Annotated in this window: 15 protein-coding genes; 3 read left to right on the top strand and 12 right to left on the bottom strand. The window is 47.1% G+C overall.

Going from position 1 to position 15,765, the window contains the following annotated elements; all coding sequences use genetic code 11:
- Positions 1-11: 11 nt before the first annotated feature.
- Both ispE and B7Y67_RS05360 read right to left on the bottom strand, forming a co-directional pair.
- Positions 12-902: a 4-(cytidine 5'-diphospho)-2-C-methyl-D-erythritol kinase gene (gene ispE / locus B7Y67_RS05365; protein WP_293597727.1), complete on the bottom strand. Its 891-nt coding sequence runs from the start codon at positions 900-902 to the stop codon at positions 12-14.
- Entirely contained in the window at positions 895-2,382 is a 1,488-nt protein-coding gene (locus tag B7Y67_RS05360) for a lipoprotein insertase outer membrane protein LolB (protein ID WP_293597726.1), read from the bottom strand. The genes ispE and B7Y67_RS05360 overlap by 8 nt, the downstream gene beginning before the upstream one ends.
- Positions 2,383-2,417: 35 nt before the next feature.
- On the opposite strand from B7Y67_RS05360, the gene mutM reads away from it, so the two are divergent.
- Positions 2,418-3,254, top strand: coding sequence for a bifunctional DNA-formamidopyrimidine glycosylase/DNA-(apurinic or apyrimidinic site) lyase (gene mutM, locus B7Y67_RS05355; protein WP_293597725.1), 837 nt, complete (start codon positions 2,418-2,420; stop codon positions 3,252-3,254).
- A complete protein-coding gene (mutY, locus tag B7Y67_RS05350; RefSeq protein WP_293597724.1) occupies positions 3,239-4,399 on the top strand; it encodes an A/G-specific adenine glycosylase in 1,161 nt (386 codons plus the stop codon). The genes mutM and mutY overlap by 16 nt, the downstream gene beginning before the upstream one ends.
- Here mutY and rapZ read toward each other — a convergent pair.
- The 9 genes from rapZ to B7Y67_RS05305 all read right to left on the bottom strand — a co-directional run bounded on the left by rapZ (position 4,344) and on the right by B7Y67_RS05305 (position 10,803).
- A complete protein-coding gene (gene rapZ, locus B7Y67_RS05345; protein ID WP_293597723.1) occupies positions 4,344-5,234 on the bottom strand; it encodes an RNase adapter RapZ in 891 nt (296 codons plus the stop codon). The two genes, mutY and rapZ, sit on opposite strands and share 56 nt — an antisense overlap.
- Before the next feature lies 1 nt (position 5,235).
- Positions 5,236-6,210: an HPr(Ser) kinase/phosphatase gene (hprK, locus tag B7Y67_RS05340; RefSeq protein ID WP_293597728.1), complete on the bottom strand. Its 975-nt coding sequence runs from the start codon at positions 6,208-6,210 to the stop codon at positions 5,236-5,238.
- 11 nt (positions 6,211-6,221) lie between these two features.
- Positions 6,222-6,680 (bottom strand): PTS sugar transporter subunit IIA, encoded by a 459-nt coding sequence (locus tag B7Y67_RS05335; protein WP_293597722.1) that lies wholly within the window; start codon positions 6,678-6,680, stop codon positions 6,222-6,224.
- Positions 6,681-6,713: 33 nt separating this feature from the next.
- Positions 6,714-7,037, bottom strand: a complete 324-nt coding sequence (gene raiA, locus B7Y67_RS05330; RefSeq protein ID WP_293597721.1) for a ribosome-associated translation inhibitor RaiA — start codon at positions 7,035-7,037, stop codon at positions 6,714-6,716.
- 192 nt (positions 7,038-7,229) lie between these two features.
- Entirely contained in the window at positions 7,230-7,997 is a 768-nt protein-coding gene (gene lptB, locus B7Y67_RS05325; protein ID WP_293597720.1) for an LPS export ABC transporter ATP-binding protein, read from the bottom strand.
- A complete protein-coding gene (gene lptA / locus B7Y67_RS05320) occupies positions 7,994-8,548 on the bottom strand; it encodes a lipopolysaccharide transport periplasmic protein LptA (protein WP_293597719.1) in 555 nt (184 codons plus the stop codon). The genes lptB and lptA overlap by 4 nt, the downstream gene beginning before the upstream one ends.
- Positions 8,545-9,189 (bottom strand): LPS export ABC transporter periplasmic protein LptC, encoded by a 645-nt coding sequence (lptC, locus tag B7Y67_RS05315; protein ID WP_293597718.1) that lies wholly within the window; start codon positions 9,187-9,189, stop codon positions 8,545-8,547. The genes lptA and lptC overlap by 4 nt, the downstream gene beginning before the upstream one ends.
- A gap of 12 nt (positions 9,190-9,201) precedes the next feature.
- Positions 9,202-9,774, bottom strand: a complete 573-nt coding sequence (locus B7Y67_RS05310) for an HAD family hydrolase (protein WP_293597717.1) — start codon at positions 9,772-9,774, stop codon at positions 9,202-9,204.
- A gap of 36 nt (positions 9,775-9,810) precedes the next feature.
- Positions 9,811-10,803, bottom strand: a complete 993-nt coding sequence (locus B7Y67_RS05305; protein ID WP_293597716.1) for an SIS domain-containing protein — start codon at positions 10,801-10,803, stop codon at positions 9,811-9,813.
- 11 nt (positions 10,804-10,814) lie between these two features.
- On the opposite strand from B7Y67_RS05305, the gene B7Y67_RS05300 reads away from it, so the two are divergent.
- Positions 10,815-12,794 carry a monovalent cation:proton antiporter family protein gene (locus B7Y67_RS05300; protein ID WP_293597715.1) on the top strand — a complete coding sequence of 660 codons (1,980 nt, stop codon included), beginning with the start codon at positions 10,815-10,817 and terminating at the stop codon, positions 12,792-12,794.
- Here the strand turns inward: B7Y67_RS05300 and uvrA are convergent, their stop codons facing one another.
- A complete protein-coding gene (gene uvrA / locus B7Y67_RS05295) occupies positions 12,795-15,683 on the bottom strand; it encodes an excinuclease ABC subunit UvrA (protein ID WP_293597714.1) in 2,889 nt (962 codons plus the stop codon).
- Positions 15,684-15,765 lie beyond the last annotated feature (82 nt).

Raw genomic sequence — 15,765 nt, 5'->3', positions numbered from 1 at the left:
TCCCCTACAGGTCAATCTGAAGAAATCAAATTGTAAGCGGGATTTTTATTTAGCCCCCGAACAATTCGACCTATCCATCCTTTTGGAAGATTTTGCAGAAGATTTTCCAGATTTACGGTGTCCGTCTTAGGATCTAAGGCGGCAAATACGCTACTTCCAGAGCCGGACATGCAAGGCGCCGAGTTTGGCGCTGCCTTGTAAATCCAATCTAATGCTTGCTTCACTTCAGGACATTTCTGCACCGCTACTGCCTGACAATCATTTGACTGAAATGACCTTGGCGATGCAAGAAAGCCATCTATTGTAATCGGAGCGTGATCTCGGGTCAATTGAGAGTCTTGAAAAATCTGAGCAGTGGCGATCCCCTGATTGGGGAAGATCACCACAAAGTCTTGGGTTTCCAGGGAAATTGCCTGTAATTTCTCTCCAATCCCCTCAACGAAAGCATTTTGGCCGAAGATGAAAAATGGCACATCAGCCCCGAGTTTTAGGCCAAGTTGGTAAAGCGTAACGATGTCGAGATGGAGATCCCAGAGTGCATTAAGGCCAATTAAGGCGGATGCCGCATCTGAGGATCCGCCACCCAAGCCGGCACCCATGGGAATATTTTTCTCAAGACGGATTTCAACCCCCTGATCAATCTTGCAGTGCTCTTTGAGGAGATGGGCTGCACGAACGACTAAGTCTTGTTCGGGAGGGACTCTGGGAATGGGGTTGATACGACGAATCTCATTTTCTGGAAGACGTTTTAAGGTGAGAACGTCACACCAATCAATCAACTGAAAAACAGATTGCAAGAGGTGATAGCCATCCTCTCTGCGCCCAATAATGTGCAAAAAGAGATTGAGCTTTGCGGGACAACGTAGTTCCAATGCATTACCCATCATTTGCACTTCACTCATTCGGAGTATCAAAAACTAAGCGGATATCAATCGATCCGACATTAGAGCTGCGATTCATCGTGAGTTTTTCTAAGCGCTGAGCATCGTTCCAGTTGTAATTTAATGTCCAACCGTCTTGGGTGATTTTGCTCACTTGCCCATTTGCATTTCGCTCCACACTCGCGTTGCTTCCTGGGCGGGTTTGTCCACGCAACCAGTCGGATAATCCGCGAGCAGGTAGCGGAAGCCCTAATGTATTTTGAATGAGAGTGTCGGCATCAATCGCTGTGGTGAGTTGACCATCGCGCTCCAGAATTGCCTCACCAGGTTTAATTGTAATTTTCGCAATTGATCCACCTACTGGATTACGAATTTCTAATACATCAGTCAGCGCATCTTGAGTCAAAGTAAATCCACCTGAGCCACCTTGATTTTTTCCTTCGGTGAGACCTGTAACCTTCACTGCAAAACGACCGTCCCATGAGCCTTTGAGGGCTGAATCTGCAACTGACCAGTCTGGCTTCAAGCGCTTCAAGGTTTCTTTAAGGGTGGGGTTGTTAGCATCTAATTGCTGCCCCTTACGCCACATATCTTCTGCTTCGATTGGGCGCTTCATATCCCATAAGACTTCGCCGATATGTGCAGCAATATCTGCTTCAGGTTTCATATTAAATGCCTGTTGCAGTTGTTCAAATGCTAATTCATTTTTGCCTAAGCGAAAGTTCACCCATCCAAGACTGTCCAAAATAAACCCATCTCTAGGTGAGAGTTGATGTGCTTTGCTAATGAGCTTGAATGCCTCGGGCAATTTCTGATTGCGATCAGCGAGCGAGTAACCAAGTGCATTCAGGCTATTCACATCATTTGGATTTTTGCGCAAGATTTCACGCAGAGTTTTTTCCATAACATTGAGGTGTCCGGATTTTTCGGCAGACATTGCATAGGTATAGAGCAGTCCAGGATCTTTTGGTTCTGGCTTTACAGTGGAGACGATTTCGTAGAAAGCCCTTAGGGCTTCTGATTCATCAGTAGCCTTGGCTAGTAGCGACTGAATCTGTAGCAAAGTGTTTTCACGTTGCTCTGGGGTCTGTTGATTCAGTAGAGCAATTGCAGGTTTAACTGCATCTGACCAGCGTTGACTCAGAATAAGGAGGGTCACGAGTACTTCTTTAGGTTTGGTTTGCTTGGGTCCAGCCAAACCATCCCAAGTTTGAGCTGCTTGTAGCGCCATATCGGGCGCGCCTGCAGTAATAGCAATTTCCATAGCTCTTTGTGCCAAACGGGGATCGTCGAGTTGGCGAGCGAGCTCCAAGTAGGTTGTGTATGCCAGCCCAGCTTCACCGCGTTGTAAGGCAATTTCGGAGGCCAGGACCTCAAAGACGGCTTGACCGCTATCTAGGCTACTATTTTTGGCAACGGCATAACTGGAGGAAAGGCCTAAGCCAAGTCCAGCCGTGAGCAGTAAGACCCTTAAATAAGGCATTAGTGAAAATTTGGTCATGAGCACATTCTAATCCGCGAATCTACAATCCATTTATGCCAGAACTCCCAGAAGTTGAAGTTACCCGATTGGGTATCCAGCCCCATCTAGAGGGGCGCAGGGTGAGTGCGGTCAAAATTATTGATGGTCGCTTACGTTGGCCGGTTCCTAGCAATCTCAATACTTTACTTTCTGGTCAGAAAGTTTTGGGAATAGAGCGCCGCGGCAAGTACCTTCTGATGGAGTTCGATACCGGACACCTATTGCTCCACTTAGGCATGACGGGGACTTTGCGTGTACTTCCTGGTAGCGATCCCCTGAAGCCGCATGATCGCGTGACATTCGAGTTTGGCAAGCTCAGTTTGCGCTTGCATGATCCCCGAAAGTTTGGTGCTGTTTTATGGCACCCAAAATCTAAGGGGCCGATTGAGAACAACATGCTCTTGCAAAAACTTGGGGTTGAGCCGTTTTCACCAGAGTTTGAAGGTGAGCTTGGCGCAGATGTCTTGTACCAATGTTCACGCAGGCGTAGTGTTGCCGTGAAGCAATTTTTACTTGCCGGACAGGCGGTGGTGGGCGTTGGCAATATCTACTGTTCAGAAAGTTTGTTCGAGGCTGGCATTCATCCAGCAAAGGCTGCTGGAAAGCTCACGCGTCCGCAATGTTCTCGGCTGGCCAATGCAGTGAGATTGATTTTGAAAAAAGCGATTGCTGCTGGCGGCAGTTCTTTAAAAGACTTTGTGAATAGTGAAGGTGACCCTGGACACTTCATGGTGCAAACCAAAGTCTACGATCGTAAAGATCAGCCTTGCAAGGTATGTAAGACAGCCATTAAAAAAATGGTGCAAGGTCAGCGCTCTACTTATTTTTGCCCCCAATGTCAGAAGCGCTGATAAAGCACTTCGCCGCTAAGCTGATAGCTTGGCATGGCAAGGACGGCCGCCAAGGTTTGCCATGGCAAAGCATTCGAGATCCGTACGCGGTGTGGGTTTCTGAAATCATGCTGCAACAAACTCAGGTGGCTACTGTTCTGGAACGCTACCCCCGCTTTATGAAGCGTTTTCCTACTGTCAAGAAATTGGCTGCTGCGCCTATAGATGATGTCTTAGCTGAATGGGCGGGGCTCGGTTACTACACGCGTGCTCGTAATCTTCATGCCTGTGCCAAGCAAGTGATGGAAGAGTTTGAAGGAAAATTTCCACAGGATCCGGTATTACTTGAACAACTCAAGGGCATCGGTAGATCTACAGCAGGCGCTATAGCCGCATTTGCATTTCATAAGCGAGCACCCATTCTCGATGCAAACGTCAAACGAATTTTGGCAAGACTGTTTGGTATAGAGGGTGCCATCCAAGAAAAAGCAGTGAATGAAGAATTATGGTCACTAGCTAAAATACTCCTTCCAAAAAAAGCTATGGATATGCCGGTATACACGCAGGCTCTGATGGATTTTGGGGCGACGTGGTGCACTTCTCGTAAGCCCGTGTGCTTGAGTGGAGAGAAGAAATGCCCATTTGAAAAAGAATGCCAAGCTAATCTTAGCGATCAAGTCTTACTATTACCTCATAAAGTAGCAAAGGCAAAATCTCCCGAATTTGATTGCGACATGTTGTTACTCAGGCATAGTGATTCAGTTTTGCTGCAAAGGCGCCCAGACAAAGCCATCTGGGGCGGATTATGGTCTTTGCCTGAATCTGCGTGGAGAGCAAAAGAAAAAAGTCCAAAACCTGCAAATAAAAATGCACTCAATATGACTGCGAAAGAATTGTTAAAGCAAGTATTGCCAGATGAAAAGACTGCTACTGTTTTAAAGAGTTGCCAATTAATTGAGCAGGGATTAGAGATTAAGCATATCTTTACGCATCGCCGTTTATGGATACAGATTTGGCATGTGACCTTAAGTGATGCCGTGAAATTCAATAGTGATGATTTGAAGTGGGTTCCCTTGCGTCAGCTCGGAAAATACGGCTTACCCCAACCAATTAAGCTGCTTTTACAGGGCTTGAATCTAGCTCGCGATGGCGAGTTAAGAAATTAATTTGGAGCGCTGCCAAATCTTTCTGGGCTTGGAAGTGTTCAACAAGGCGCGTCACCAAATATACAGAGCGATGTTGTCCACCAGTGCAGCCAATCGCAACAGTCAGGTAACTGCGTCCGTCTGCAATGTAGTGCGGTAACCACTTTTCGATAAACGCAGTGATATCTTTTTCCATGCTTACCACTTCAGATATCTTTTCTAAAAATTCTCTGACAGCTTGATCCTTCCCTGATAGGGGGCGTAAAGCTTTGTCATAGTGTGGGTTGGGTAAACAGCGAACATCGAAGACAAGATCGGCTTCACTTGGCAAACCTTTTTTAAATCCAAAAGATTCAAAAATCACGGTGAGACCTTGTGGCTTATCTTTTAGAAGATCCTGTATCCATGAGCGCAGTGCATGAGCCAGCAGATTGCTGGTATCAATGCTATGGGCTTGGGTGCGCAATGGCTCAAGCAGGCCACGCTCTTTATCAATTGCCTCTATCAGAGTGGCTTCTTGTGTTTCTTGTGTCTTTCCAGAGAGCGGGTGACGGCGACGTGTTTCTGAAAAACGCTGTATTAAGGTATTCGTATCCGCATTGAGAAAAATAATTCGCACATCATGGTGACGCCGTAAGGCTTCTAGAATGGTAGGTAGTTCTGAAATTGTTTGACCGCGGCGGGCATCAATCGCTACCGCCACTCGATCACTTTTCTCTTTTTCTAGAGTCTCAATGAGGTTTACCAATAAAGCTACTGGTAGGTTGTCTACACAGTCATAACCCGCATCCTCAAAGGCTCTCAGCGCAACGGATTTACCTGAGCCGGAAATACCGGTAATCAGATTGATTTGCATATTAAATGAGTCGACCTTGCGACTTTGTGGACTCTGCCTCAACATGCATTTGCAAACGTTGACGCTCCATAAATTCTTTTAAGGTATCAATGCCGCGTAATTGCAAAATGGTATTACGCACTGCAGCCTCTACGAGAACCGCTAAGTTACGTCCTGCAGCCACTTGAATTTTGACGGTTCTAATTGGAATACCGAGCACATTAATATGCTGTGCTTCCAATGGAAGGCGCTCAAACTCACCGTCGTTACGACGAACGAGTTGTACGATCAACCGTAATTTCAATTTACGACGCACAGCAGTTTCACCAAAGATAGTACGAATATCCAGTAAACCCAGTCCACGAACCTCTAGGAGATTACGCAGGATCACGGGGCAGCGACCTTCAATGTAGTCTGGCCCTAGGCGAGCAAAGTCGACTGCATCATCTGCTACCAAACCATGGCCGCGCGAAATTAACTCTAAACCCAACTCGCTTTTGCCTAAGCCGGATTCGCCCATGATGAGGACGCCTAAGCCTAGGATGTCCATAAAGACGCCATGTTTAGTGATCTGGGGCGCGCCAATCTTCGTGAGATAGGTACGTAGGTGGTCAATCACCTCAGCAGCCGAAATGGCTGTTGTAAAGAGTGGGGTAGAGGATCTTTGGCAGAACAGTTGTAGATCGGCATCAGCTGTTTTCCCGTCGGCCACAATCACACAAGGCGGTGTTTTGGAAATTAAGCTGGAGATCTGATCTTGCCTTTGTTTTTGTTCCAGATGGGCATGGTAGTCAACCTCTTGCTCACCAAAAATCTGAATACGACTTGGATGAATGAGGTTTAAGTGACCTACTAAGTCCGAGCTAGCTGCGGCAGCCTTCACAGCCTCTGGAGGAAATGTGCGGTCCGCACCTTCTAGGCCCCTAATCCAAGAGAGCTTTAAGTCGGAAACATTGTCATCAAAGATCTGCTGAGCAGTAACTCCCTCAAGGAGCAGTGGTTGGGTTGTCAAGCGGAGCCCCAAGTCTGTAATAACTTGCACACCTTCTCTGGACTGTCTTCCGAGGCAAGCGATTTGCGAGCATCTTGGTCGGAGAGGAGTTGTGCAATGGAGGACAGAATTTCTAAATGTTGCTGAGTCGCTTTTTCAGGGACAAGCAAAAAAATCAAAATAGAGACAGCCTCACCATCGGGTGCAGCAAATTCAATCGGATCTTTTAATTTGACAAATGCGGCAATTGGGCTCTTTAGCCCTTTTACCCGGCCGTGGGGAATGGCAACACCAGCACCTAGAGCTGTAGAGCCTAAGTCCTCGCGAGCATTTAAGAAGCCAACAACTGCTTCGGCTTCAAGACCTGCCTGCTTGGCAAATAGTTGTCCTACGGCCGCAAATGCCTCAGCCCGATTTTTAGAGGGGATATTTAAGGCAATGCGGTCTAAAGCGAAAAGATCGGTCAGGGCATTCATGTCGGTTGATTATAGGTGCCCTGACGGCAAGAATCACTCAAAGTGCTTTTCATGATGATGGTCTTGGATCTTTTCTTTGTGCCTGACTACTTGACGCTCAAGTTTATCGACCACTGCATCCATTGCGTGGTAAAGATCGGCGTTGTGCGCTTCAGCAAAAAGTTCTTTGCCTTTAAGGTGAATGGTGATCTCAGCGGCCTGACGAAGATTTTTTTCTTTGGCGTTATCAACAATCAAAAATGCTGACGCATCAAGGACGTGGTCAAAGTGTTTGCGAATTTTTGCTAACCCAGCCTCAAGGTGGGAACGCATAGCTGGAGTAACTTCAACATGACGGCTATTAATTTTCAGATTCATCAGCAGCTCCTATTCATAGCAAAACAAAATGCATGCGCAAATAATTACCCGGGGTGCGCAGCAGGCCCCTGTAATGTTGTACTTGTTTATAGGGAAATGAACTTCATGAACCTCCAGCGTATCAGCGATTTTGCTGAAAACCAAGGGGGCAGATCATGTTTATTTAACAAATATTCGAAAAAATCTGAATATTTACATGCGGAAGTTTTCTCCTAGATAGACTCTTCTAACAGCATCGTTCTCAATAATTTGGTCCGGCTTACCTTCTGCCAGCACGCTACCTTCGCTGATGATGTAGGCGTGATCGCAAATGCCTAAGGTTTCTCGAACGTTGTGGTCCGTGATGAGGACGCCAATTTGGCGGTCCCTTAAGAAGCGCACAATCCGCTGGATCTCTCCAACTGCAATTGGGTCAACGCCAGCAAAGGGCTCATCTAACAGAATGAACTTAGGTTGTGAGGCTAGGGCTCTAGCAATCTCAACGCGACGACGTTCGCCACCAGACAGAGAAAGCGCAGGATTATCACGCAGGTGACTGATTTGGAGTTCGCCCAAGAGCTCATCTAAACGATGTGCTATCTCAGCCTTACTTAATGGTTTGCCACCTTGAACTTGTAGCTCTAATACCGCCTGAATATTTTCAGCTACATTCAGTTTTCTGAAAACGGAAGCCTCCTGCGGGAGGTAGGACAAGCCCATGCGGGCTCGCTCATGAATAGGCAGATGGGTGATGTCCGTACCATCTAGAACAATGCTGCCACCGTCCAAAGGAACTAGGCCAACAATCATGTAGAAAGAGGTTGTTTTGCCAGCACCATTGGGCCCCAGGAGCCCTACGACTTCGCCGCACTTGACCTCGACTGATACATCCCGCACTACGGTGCGAGACCCATAACGCTTTTGAAGGTGCTGAGCGCTGAGGGTTGCTGGCTTTTGAGTGCTACTGGAATTCATGGTCATTCTTCTAGTGTAGCTTTTCTTCTTGGTGAAAGGATCGCTCTAGCTTGAGGTAAGTCCTCTGCTTTGGCATTCGCAGGTGTTGAGACTTGATAGTGCTGCTGCACATCGTTGTAATCAATTTTCCAGCCATGTAGTTGATCTAACATTTGCATATTGTGCAGACGCTTCAAAATGGCGTCTCCAGTCAATGTCAGGAGCTCGGTTTTGGCATTGTAAGTAACTGTTTGACCGCGACCCTGCATAAACTCATTAGCAGGCCCTTCGCGCCTTTGTCGGAAACTGGCGCTAGATTCAGGGCTACCCTGAACATCAATATATTCATAACCCTCAGGATCAACTTTAATATTGCCCTTCTCGCCGGTAATCAAAATGCTACCTTTAGTTAAGAGTACCTCGCCGTCAAGTTTATAAACTTGTTGGACGTCGTTCACGGAAACTTTTTCTGCCTCCAAAATAATAGGTTTGTCTTGATCCGCTTTTTCGGAATGAGCAGTAGTAATAAAACAGGCTGTCAATATTGCAAAAGATAGGGCGATACGTAAGAAGATCATGGCTGCGCTCCAGGTTGGATGCGCTCGATACGACCTCTTACTTGGCCAGATAAAACCATGCTTTGTTCGATGTTGTTAAATACACCGCCATCAGTTGAGTGCATTATAGAAACTCCTTGCTCAAGCGTGATGGGTTTATCGGTTTCAATAATATCGTCGTTGATGAGCACCTTGAAGTAAGAGGAACGCGCAAGCATACGCGGCCTTGCTGGTTCAGTTGCTGTGGCAGATTGAGGTGGGCGAAATATTTCAGCGTTATCAATGAGATCTAATATTGTGAGGTCGCCGTCTAAATGACCTGTATCTGCTTTGACGGTAACCGGTGATTTTTCAGGTGGGAACAAGCGTATACGTGGTGTTTCTATATCGATAGAGGCGTCATCATCATAGTGAATCACTTTCTTGCCCAGTACTCGATATTTCGTATTACCAAATTCATTGAGAGCAGATAGGGTGCCATTAGTAATGGTGTAATCGGACTCATGTAAGCGTACGCGTTCGATGGCCGATTTTTCTGCTGGAGTATTTTTTTTGACCAGCCAAAACGTAACGAGAGTCAGAGTGCCCATCAAGATCAATGGCATCAGGCGTAATAAAGCACGCCAGATACTCAGTTTGATTTGTTGGGCATTTAGTTCCATTACAAAATGACCTTAAGCGCGCGCCTGAGCTAGTAGTTCCTCATAGCGGTTTTGCGCCTTTAATATCAGATCACAGACTTCTCGTACTGCACCAGCACCACCTGATCGAGTGGTGACAAAGTGAGCCACTTCTTTCACGGCATCATGGCCTTGTGCGGGGCAGATCCTCAAGCCTGCAGACTTCATCATTTGAAAATCAGGCCAGTCATCACCCATCACTGCGCAATCAGATGACTTGAGTCCAAGCGATTGCAGAATCTTTTCTAAGGCTGCAGCTTTATTATCAACGCCCATGTGTACGTGTTTGATGCCAAGTTCATCACAGCGAGCCATGACCATTTTAGAGCTACGTCCAGTGATGATGGCAGTTGGTATACCAATTTTTTCTAACAGTTTGATTCCCAGACCATCTTGAATATCGAAAGCCTTTAGACATTCTTTGCCATTCTCGCCAATAAATACTTGACCATTTGTTAATACGCCATCGACGTCTAGAACGAGCAGCTTGACTGTCCCGGCGCGGTCCCAGGCCTGTGGATATTGGCTTAGCGGGTTGGTATTTTGAACGTGAAAGGCGCTAGGCATAGGGGTGATTCAATATATGGTTGGAATGAAAACGATTTAAATTACCTTGGCGGCAAACAAATCATGGAGATTTAATGCTCCAAGTAGTGCGCCATTGGGATCGGTTACTACTAGATGATTGATGCGATGTTTCTCCATCATCTCAATAGCTTCCTCTGCCAATAGTTCGGGAGGAATCGTGCGCGGCGCTGAGGTAATTGCTTTTTCTAAAGTGAGGCCATCTAAATTGGTGCTCTTTTCAAGTAAGCGACGTAAGTCACCATCCGTGAATATGCCGGCAACTTGATTTGCATTGCCTAAGGTAACTACCATACCCATGCGCTTAGCAGTCATCTCGAGTAAAGCATCTTGCAGGGATGCGGAGATTGCAATCTTAGGCGTCTCATCAAAACTACGCATGACTTCGCTGACATGCATTAATTGTTTGCGACCCAAACGACCACCGGGGTGTGAGCGTTGAAAATCTTCAGCCTGAAAGCCACGAGCATCTAGAAGAGCAACAGCTAAAGCATCACCCATAGCGAGTGCAGCGGTTGTGCTGGTGGTTGGGGCTAAGTTAAGTGGACAAGCTTCTTTTTCAACACTCGTGTCTAAATGGGCATCCGCTAACTTTGCCAAAGAAGAATGTGGTGCGCCGGTCAGTGCAATCAGTTTTGCGCCAGTGCGCTTGACGATTGGCACGATAGTGAGAAGCTCATCAGTCTCACCGGAATTAGAGAGTGCAACAAAGACATCATCACGTGTAACCATCCCAAGGTCACCATGACTGGCTTCGGCTGGATGGACAAAAAAAGCAGGCGAACCAGTAGAGGCAAAGGTGGCCGCAATCTTGCGAGCAATATGCCCCGATTTACCAATCCCAGAAACGACGATGCGGCCTTTGCAGGAATGCAGAAGATCTACTGCCAATACAAGGGCATCAGCGTTAGCGCCTTCAAGGCGGTCACGCATAGTGTGCAGTGCAGCAGCCTCGATTGTGAGGGTGTCGCGCGCAAGCTTTAGGGTTCGGTCACGAGTCTTAGCTATCATGGGGTGAGTATATGCCGTCAGTCCTTCAGTTAACTCTCATCTTGCTGGCCTCCGGAGTGGCCGGGGTAGTTATTTTCCGCTATTTTGGGCTACCCCCTATTTTGGGCTATCTCGCTATTGGCGTCCTCATTGGGCCGCATGCCCTTGGTTTGGCCAATGATTCAGCCACGGTGAAGTATTTGGCTGAATTTGGGGTGGTTTTCTTGATGTTCTCGATTGGCTTGGAATTTAACCTCCATAAGCTGCGGGCTATGCGGACCATCGTATTTGGTTTGGGCGGTAGCCAAGTCATTTTGACCATGCTGCTGGCAGTCCCTGCTAGCCTGCTGATGAACTGGATTTACCCGATTTCCTGGCAGGCAGCCATTGCTCTAGGCGGTGCTTTGGCAATGTCCTCAACTGCCATCGTTACCAAACTCATTTCTGATCGCTCGGAAATCGAAACGGAGCATGGCCGCAACATCATCGGTATCTTGCTGTTCCAAGATTTGGCGGTTGTTTTCCTGTTGATTTTGTTACCTTCGCTGGGTAAGAATCCCGGAGATCTATTTTTGGCACTCACGGCAGCATCCATCAAGATTACGGTAGCCCTTGTGCTCATTTTTGTGATCGGCCAAACCTTGATGAGTCGTTGGTTTAGCTTGGTTGCTAAGTTGCGCTCTCAAGAGCTCTTCATGCTGAACCTCTTGCTCATTGTTTTGGGTATGGCAGGTCTTACAGAGCACTTTGGCTTATCGTTAGCGCTCGGGGCTTTCTTGGCGGGTATGTTGATTGCAGAGACGCCTTACCGTCATCAAGTGGAGGAGGATGTAAAGCCATTCAGGGATGTGCTCTTGGGCCTCTTCTTTATTACCGTTGGCATGCTGCTCGATTTTGAGGTGATCTATCAGCAGTGGATGCTGGTTTTACTCTTATTGATCGGCCCGCTGATTTTCAAGTTCGGCTTGATTGCGTTGCTGTCACGTGCTTTTGGCTCAAGCCCTGGTATCTCCATTCGGACGGGCTTATGTTTGGCGCAAGCTGGTGAATTCGGATTCGTTCTCTTAAATCAAATTGATGGCTTGGATTTAATCGATCCCGCCTTGAGTCAAGCAGTATTGGCAGCGATGTTACTTTCGATGTTTGGTGCGCCTTTCTTGATTCAATATAGCGATCGCATTGCGCTACATTTTTCTAGTAACGAGTGGTTATTGCAATCATTGGCGCTGACACGTGTTGCAGCCAAAAGTGTCCGTACAGAAAACCATGTAGTCATTTGTGGATTCGGTCGCTCAGGTCAAAGCTTGGCCCGCATGCTTGATCAAGAAAAAATTCCTTACATTGCTTTAGATATGGATCCAGACCGTGTCAAAGAGGCTGCCGCCGCTGGGGACAACGTGGTCTATGGCGATGCCAGTCGAGAAAATTATTTAGTTGCCGCAGGCCTTGCGAGAGCAAAGGCAGTGGTGATTACTTATGCAGATACACCAGCTAGTTTCAAAGTTTTGCATCAAGTAGAGCATCTGCGCCCAGGCATGACTGTTCTGGTGCGCACTAAAGATGACGCTGATTTGGCGAAATTACAAGCAGCTGGTGCGACTGAGGTGGTGCCTGAGTTAATTGAAGGCAGCCTCATGATGGCGTCCCATGTCTTGTTGATGATGGGTGTGCCTATGCGGAAGGTGGTGCGTCGTATCACGAGTGCACGTGAAGCTCGCTATAGTTTATTGCGTGGCTACTTCCGTGGAGTTGACGATGAGGTAGACACCAAAGAATCGTGGCGTTTGCACTCGGTCACTTTACTGCCTGAGTCAACCAGTATTGGCCAAACTCTCGAAGAGTTACATCTTGAAAATGAAGGTGTGAGCGTACAAGCAGTCAGACGAAAAGTGGGCGGTTCTGACTACGTCAAGTTGGAGCTTACCCCAGATTTACGTTTGCAGGCTAACGATATCTTGGTGCTCTCAGGCAACTCAGAAGCGACTGATTTAGCCGAATCTAAATTGCTCTGATTACTTTTTCTTTTTACTAGCGATTGGTTTTCGAACCAGCAATGGCGCTAAGTAGTGACCGGTAAAGCTAGCCTCATTCTTTGCAACTTCTTCGGGTGTGCCTGTAGCAATAATTTGCCCACCCCCAGCACCACCTTTAGGGCCTAGGTCAATAATCCAATCAGCAGTTTTGATCACATCTAAGTTGTGCTCAATGATGACGATTGTATTGCCTTGCTTCTTGAGGGTCTGAAGAACGGTCAGCAACAGTTGAATGTCATGGAAATGTAAACCCGTAGTTGGCTCATCCAAGATGTACAGAGTTCTGCCTGTATCGCGTTTAGAAAGTTCTAGTGAGAGTTTGACGCGCTGCGCTTCACCACCCGATAAGGTTGTGGCACTTTGACCTAACTTCACATAACCTAAACCGACATCCAACAAGGTTTTAAGCTTGCGTTTAACAATCGGCACCGCTTCAAAGAATTCATGGGCTTGCTCGATAGTCATCGAGAGTACTTCATGAATATTCTTACCTTTGTAGCGAATATCTAAAGTTTCACGGTTATAACGTTTTCCGTGGCAGACATCGCAAGGTACATAGACGTCTGGCAAGAAATGCATTTCTACTTTAATGACCCCGTCACCTTCACAGGCATCACAACGGCCGCCTTTGACGTTGAAAGAAAAACGTCCCGCTTCATAGCCACGCTCGCGTGCAGCAGGTACGCCGCAAAAGAGTTCTCTGATAGGTGTAAATAGCCCGGTGTAAGTAGCGGGGTTAGAGCGAGGCGTTCTACCAATTGGAGATTGGTCTACGCTAATAACCTTGTCAAAGTTCTCGAGACCCTTAATTGCTTCATGTGCCGCTGGTTCAGCATTTGAACCATAAATATGTTGTGCAACCGCGTGATGCAGGGTGTCATTAATGAGGGTTGATTTACCAGAGCCAGATACGCCAGTGACACAAGTTAATAGTCCAACTGGAATTTTGGCGTGAACTGACTGTAAGTTGTTGCCGCGCGCACCAATGATTTCTAGGAACTTGTCATTTACAGGAATGCGTTTTTCTGGAACTGCGATCCATTCGCGACCAGATAGGTAGGCACCTGTTAAAGACTTGGGGTTTGCTTCGACTTCTGCGGGAGTGCCTTCAGCAACAACCTCACCACCATGAACACCTGCGCCAGGGCCAATGTCAATGACATAGTCAGAGGCTCTAATCATGTCTTCATCATGCTCAACCACCAATACGCTATTACCTAAATCGCGTAAGTGCTTGAGGGTACCAATGAGGCGATCGTTGTCACGCTGATGCAAGCCAATGGAGGGTTCATCCAATACATACATCACACCAGTCAATCCAGAGCCAATCTGTGAAGCCAAACGAATACGCTGAGCTTCCCCGCCTGAGAGGGTGTCTGCACTTCGCTCTAGTGAGAGGTAATCTAAGCCAACATCATTGAGGAAGCGAAGACGCGAACCAATCTCTTTCACAATCTTGTCAGCGATTTCTCTTTTAGCGCCTTTGAGTTCGAGGGCTTCAAAATACTCTTTAGCTTCTTTGAGCGGTAGGGCGCTGATTTCATAAATAGCTCGAGATTGTTTGCCGTCACCGACTTTGACAAAGCGCGCTTCTTTACGTAGACGGCTGCCACTACATGCTGGGCAGGTTTGCACATTTTGATAGCGAGATAATTCTTCGCGGACTGTCGCGGATTCGGTCTCGCGATAGCGGCGTTCAAAGTTGGCAACAATGCCTTCAAAGGCGTGCTCACGAATACTGTTCTTGCCACGTTCATTGATGTATTCAAATGGAATGGTCACGTCACCAGAACCCAGCAAAATGAGGTCTTGCTGTTTCTTATTTAAAGTCTCAAAAGGTTTCTCGACATCAAAGCCGCCATGTTTGGCTAATGTCTGTAAGAGTTTGAAATAAAACTGATTGCGACGATCCCAGCCCTTAATGGCGCCCGATGCTAGCGATAAATCAGGATGCGCAACAATGCGTTTTGGATCGAAGAAGGATTGATGACCTAATCCATCGCAAGACGGGCATGCACCCATCGGGTTATTGAATGAGAATAGGCGTGGCTCTAACTCTTGCAAAGAATACGAGCAGATAGGGCAAGCAAACTTGCTGGAGAAAATCATCTCTTTGCCAGCGTCCATATTGACGATCATGGCTTTGCCATCTGCCAGGCGCAGAGCAGTCTCAAAGGATTCTGCTAAACGTTGCTGAATATCAGGCCGCACCTTAATGCGATCTACAACTACTTCAATAGAGTGCTTATCGTTTTTCTTTAGTGCTGGTAATTGATCAACTTCAAAGATTTCTGCTTTAGCAGTATTGGTTGTACCGCCACCAGAGCGCACACGAAATCGCACAAAACCCTGTGCTTGAAGGTCTTGAAATAAGTCTACGAATTCACCTTTACGCTCGCTCACTACGGGAGCTAGGATCATGAGCTTGGTGTCTTCCGGCATGGCTAAAACGGTATCAACCATTTGAGAAACGCTTTGCGCTTCTAACGGTAGATCGTGATCTGGGCAGTGCGGTGTACCTGCACGCGCAAACAGTAAACGCAGATAATCATGAATTTCAGTGACCGTACCCACGGTCGAGCGAGGATTATGACTAGTCGCCTTTTGCTCAATTGAGATTGCTGGTGAGAGGCCCTCAATCGTATCGACGTCGGGTTTTTCCATTAACTGCAAGAATTGACGAGCATAAGCTGATAAGGACTCAACGTAGCGACGTTGGCCTTCGGCATATAGGGTGTCAAAAGCTAGAGAGCTTTTGCCCGAGCCAGATAGACCGGTCAAAACGACCAATTTCTCTCTAGGGATATCTAGATTGATGTTTTTGAGGTTGTGCGTACGCGCACCGCGGATTTTAATTTCGTTATTCATGATTTTTTAGCGTAACTTGTTAATATAGCCCTTTCCCATGAATCCTTCTGAACTTCGCTCCACTCTGGCCTTAGCAGGCATC

This window comes from Polynucleobacter sp. 35-46-11 (genome assembly GCF_002281105.1).
The sequence above is the reverse complement of the archived record's forward strand: the minus strand, read 5'-3'. Positions and strand labels throughout refer to the sequence as shown.

Excerpts from the sequence above, each read along its gene's own strand:
- ispE (WP_293597727.1), bottom strand. The coding sequence starts at position 902 with ATGAGTGAAGTGCAAATGATGGGTAATGCATTGGAACTACGTTGTCCC.
- B7Y67_RS05360 (WP_293597726.1), bottom strand. The coding sequence starts at position 2,382 with ATGACCAAATTTTCACTAATGCCTTATTTAAGGGTCTTACTGCTCACG.
- mutM (WP_293597725.1), top strand. The coding sequence starts at position 2,418 with ATGCCAGAACTCCCAGAAGTTGAAGTTACCCGATTGGGTATCCAGCCC.
- mutY (WP_293597724.1), top strand. The coding sequence starts at position 3,239 with ATGTCAGAAGCGCTGATAAAGCACTTCGCCGCTAAGCTGATAGCTTGG.
- rapZ (WP_293597723.1), bottom strand. The coding sequence starts at position 5,234 with ATGCAAATCAATCTGATTACCGGTATTTCCGGCTCAGGTAAATCCGTT.
- B7Y67_RS05335 (WP_293597722.1), bottom strand. The coding sequence starts at position 6,680 with ATGAATGCCCTGACCGATCTTTTCGCTTTAGACCGCATTGCCTTAAAT.
- raiA (WP_293597721.1), bottom strand. The coding sequence starts at position 7,037 with ATGAATCTGAAAATTAATAGCCGTCATGTTGAAGTTACTCCAGCTATG.
- lptB (WP_293597720.1), bottom strand. The coding sequence starts at position 7,997 with ATGACCATGAATTCCAGTAGCACTCAAAAGCCAGCAACCCTCAGCGCT.
- lptA (WP_293597719.1), bottom strand. The coding sequence starts at position 8,548 with ATGATCTTCTTACGTATCGCCCTATCTTTTGCAATATTGACAGCCTGT.
- lptC (WP_293597718.1), bottom strand. The coding sequence starts at position 9,189 with ATGGAACTAAATGCCCAACAAATCAAACTGAGTATCTGGCGTGCTTTA.
- B7Y67_RS05310 (WP_293597717.1), bottom strand. The coding sequence starts at position 9,774 with ATGCCTAGCGCCTTTCACGTTCAAAATACCAACCCGCTAAGCCAATAT.
- B7Y67_RS05305 (WP_293597716.1), bottom strand. The coding sequence starts at position 10,803 with ATGATAGCTAAGACTCGTGACCGAACCCTAAAGCTTGCGCGCGACACC.
- B7Y67_RS05300 (WP_293597715.1), top strand. The coding sequence starts at position 10,815 with ATGCCGTCAGTCCTTCAGTTAACTCTCATCTTGCTGGCCTCCGGAGTG.
- uvrA (WP_293597714.1), bottom strand. The coding sequence starts at position 15,683 with ATGAATAACGAAATTAAAATCCGCGGTGCGCGTACGCACAACCTCAAA.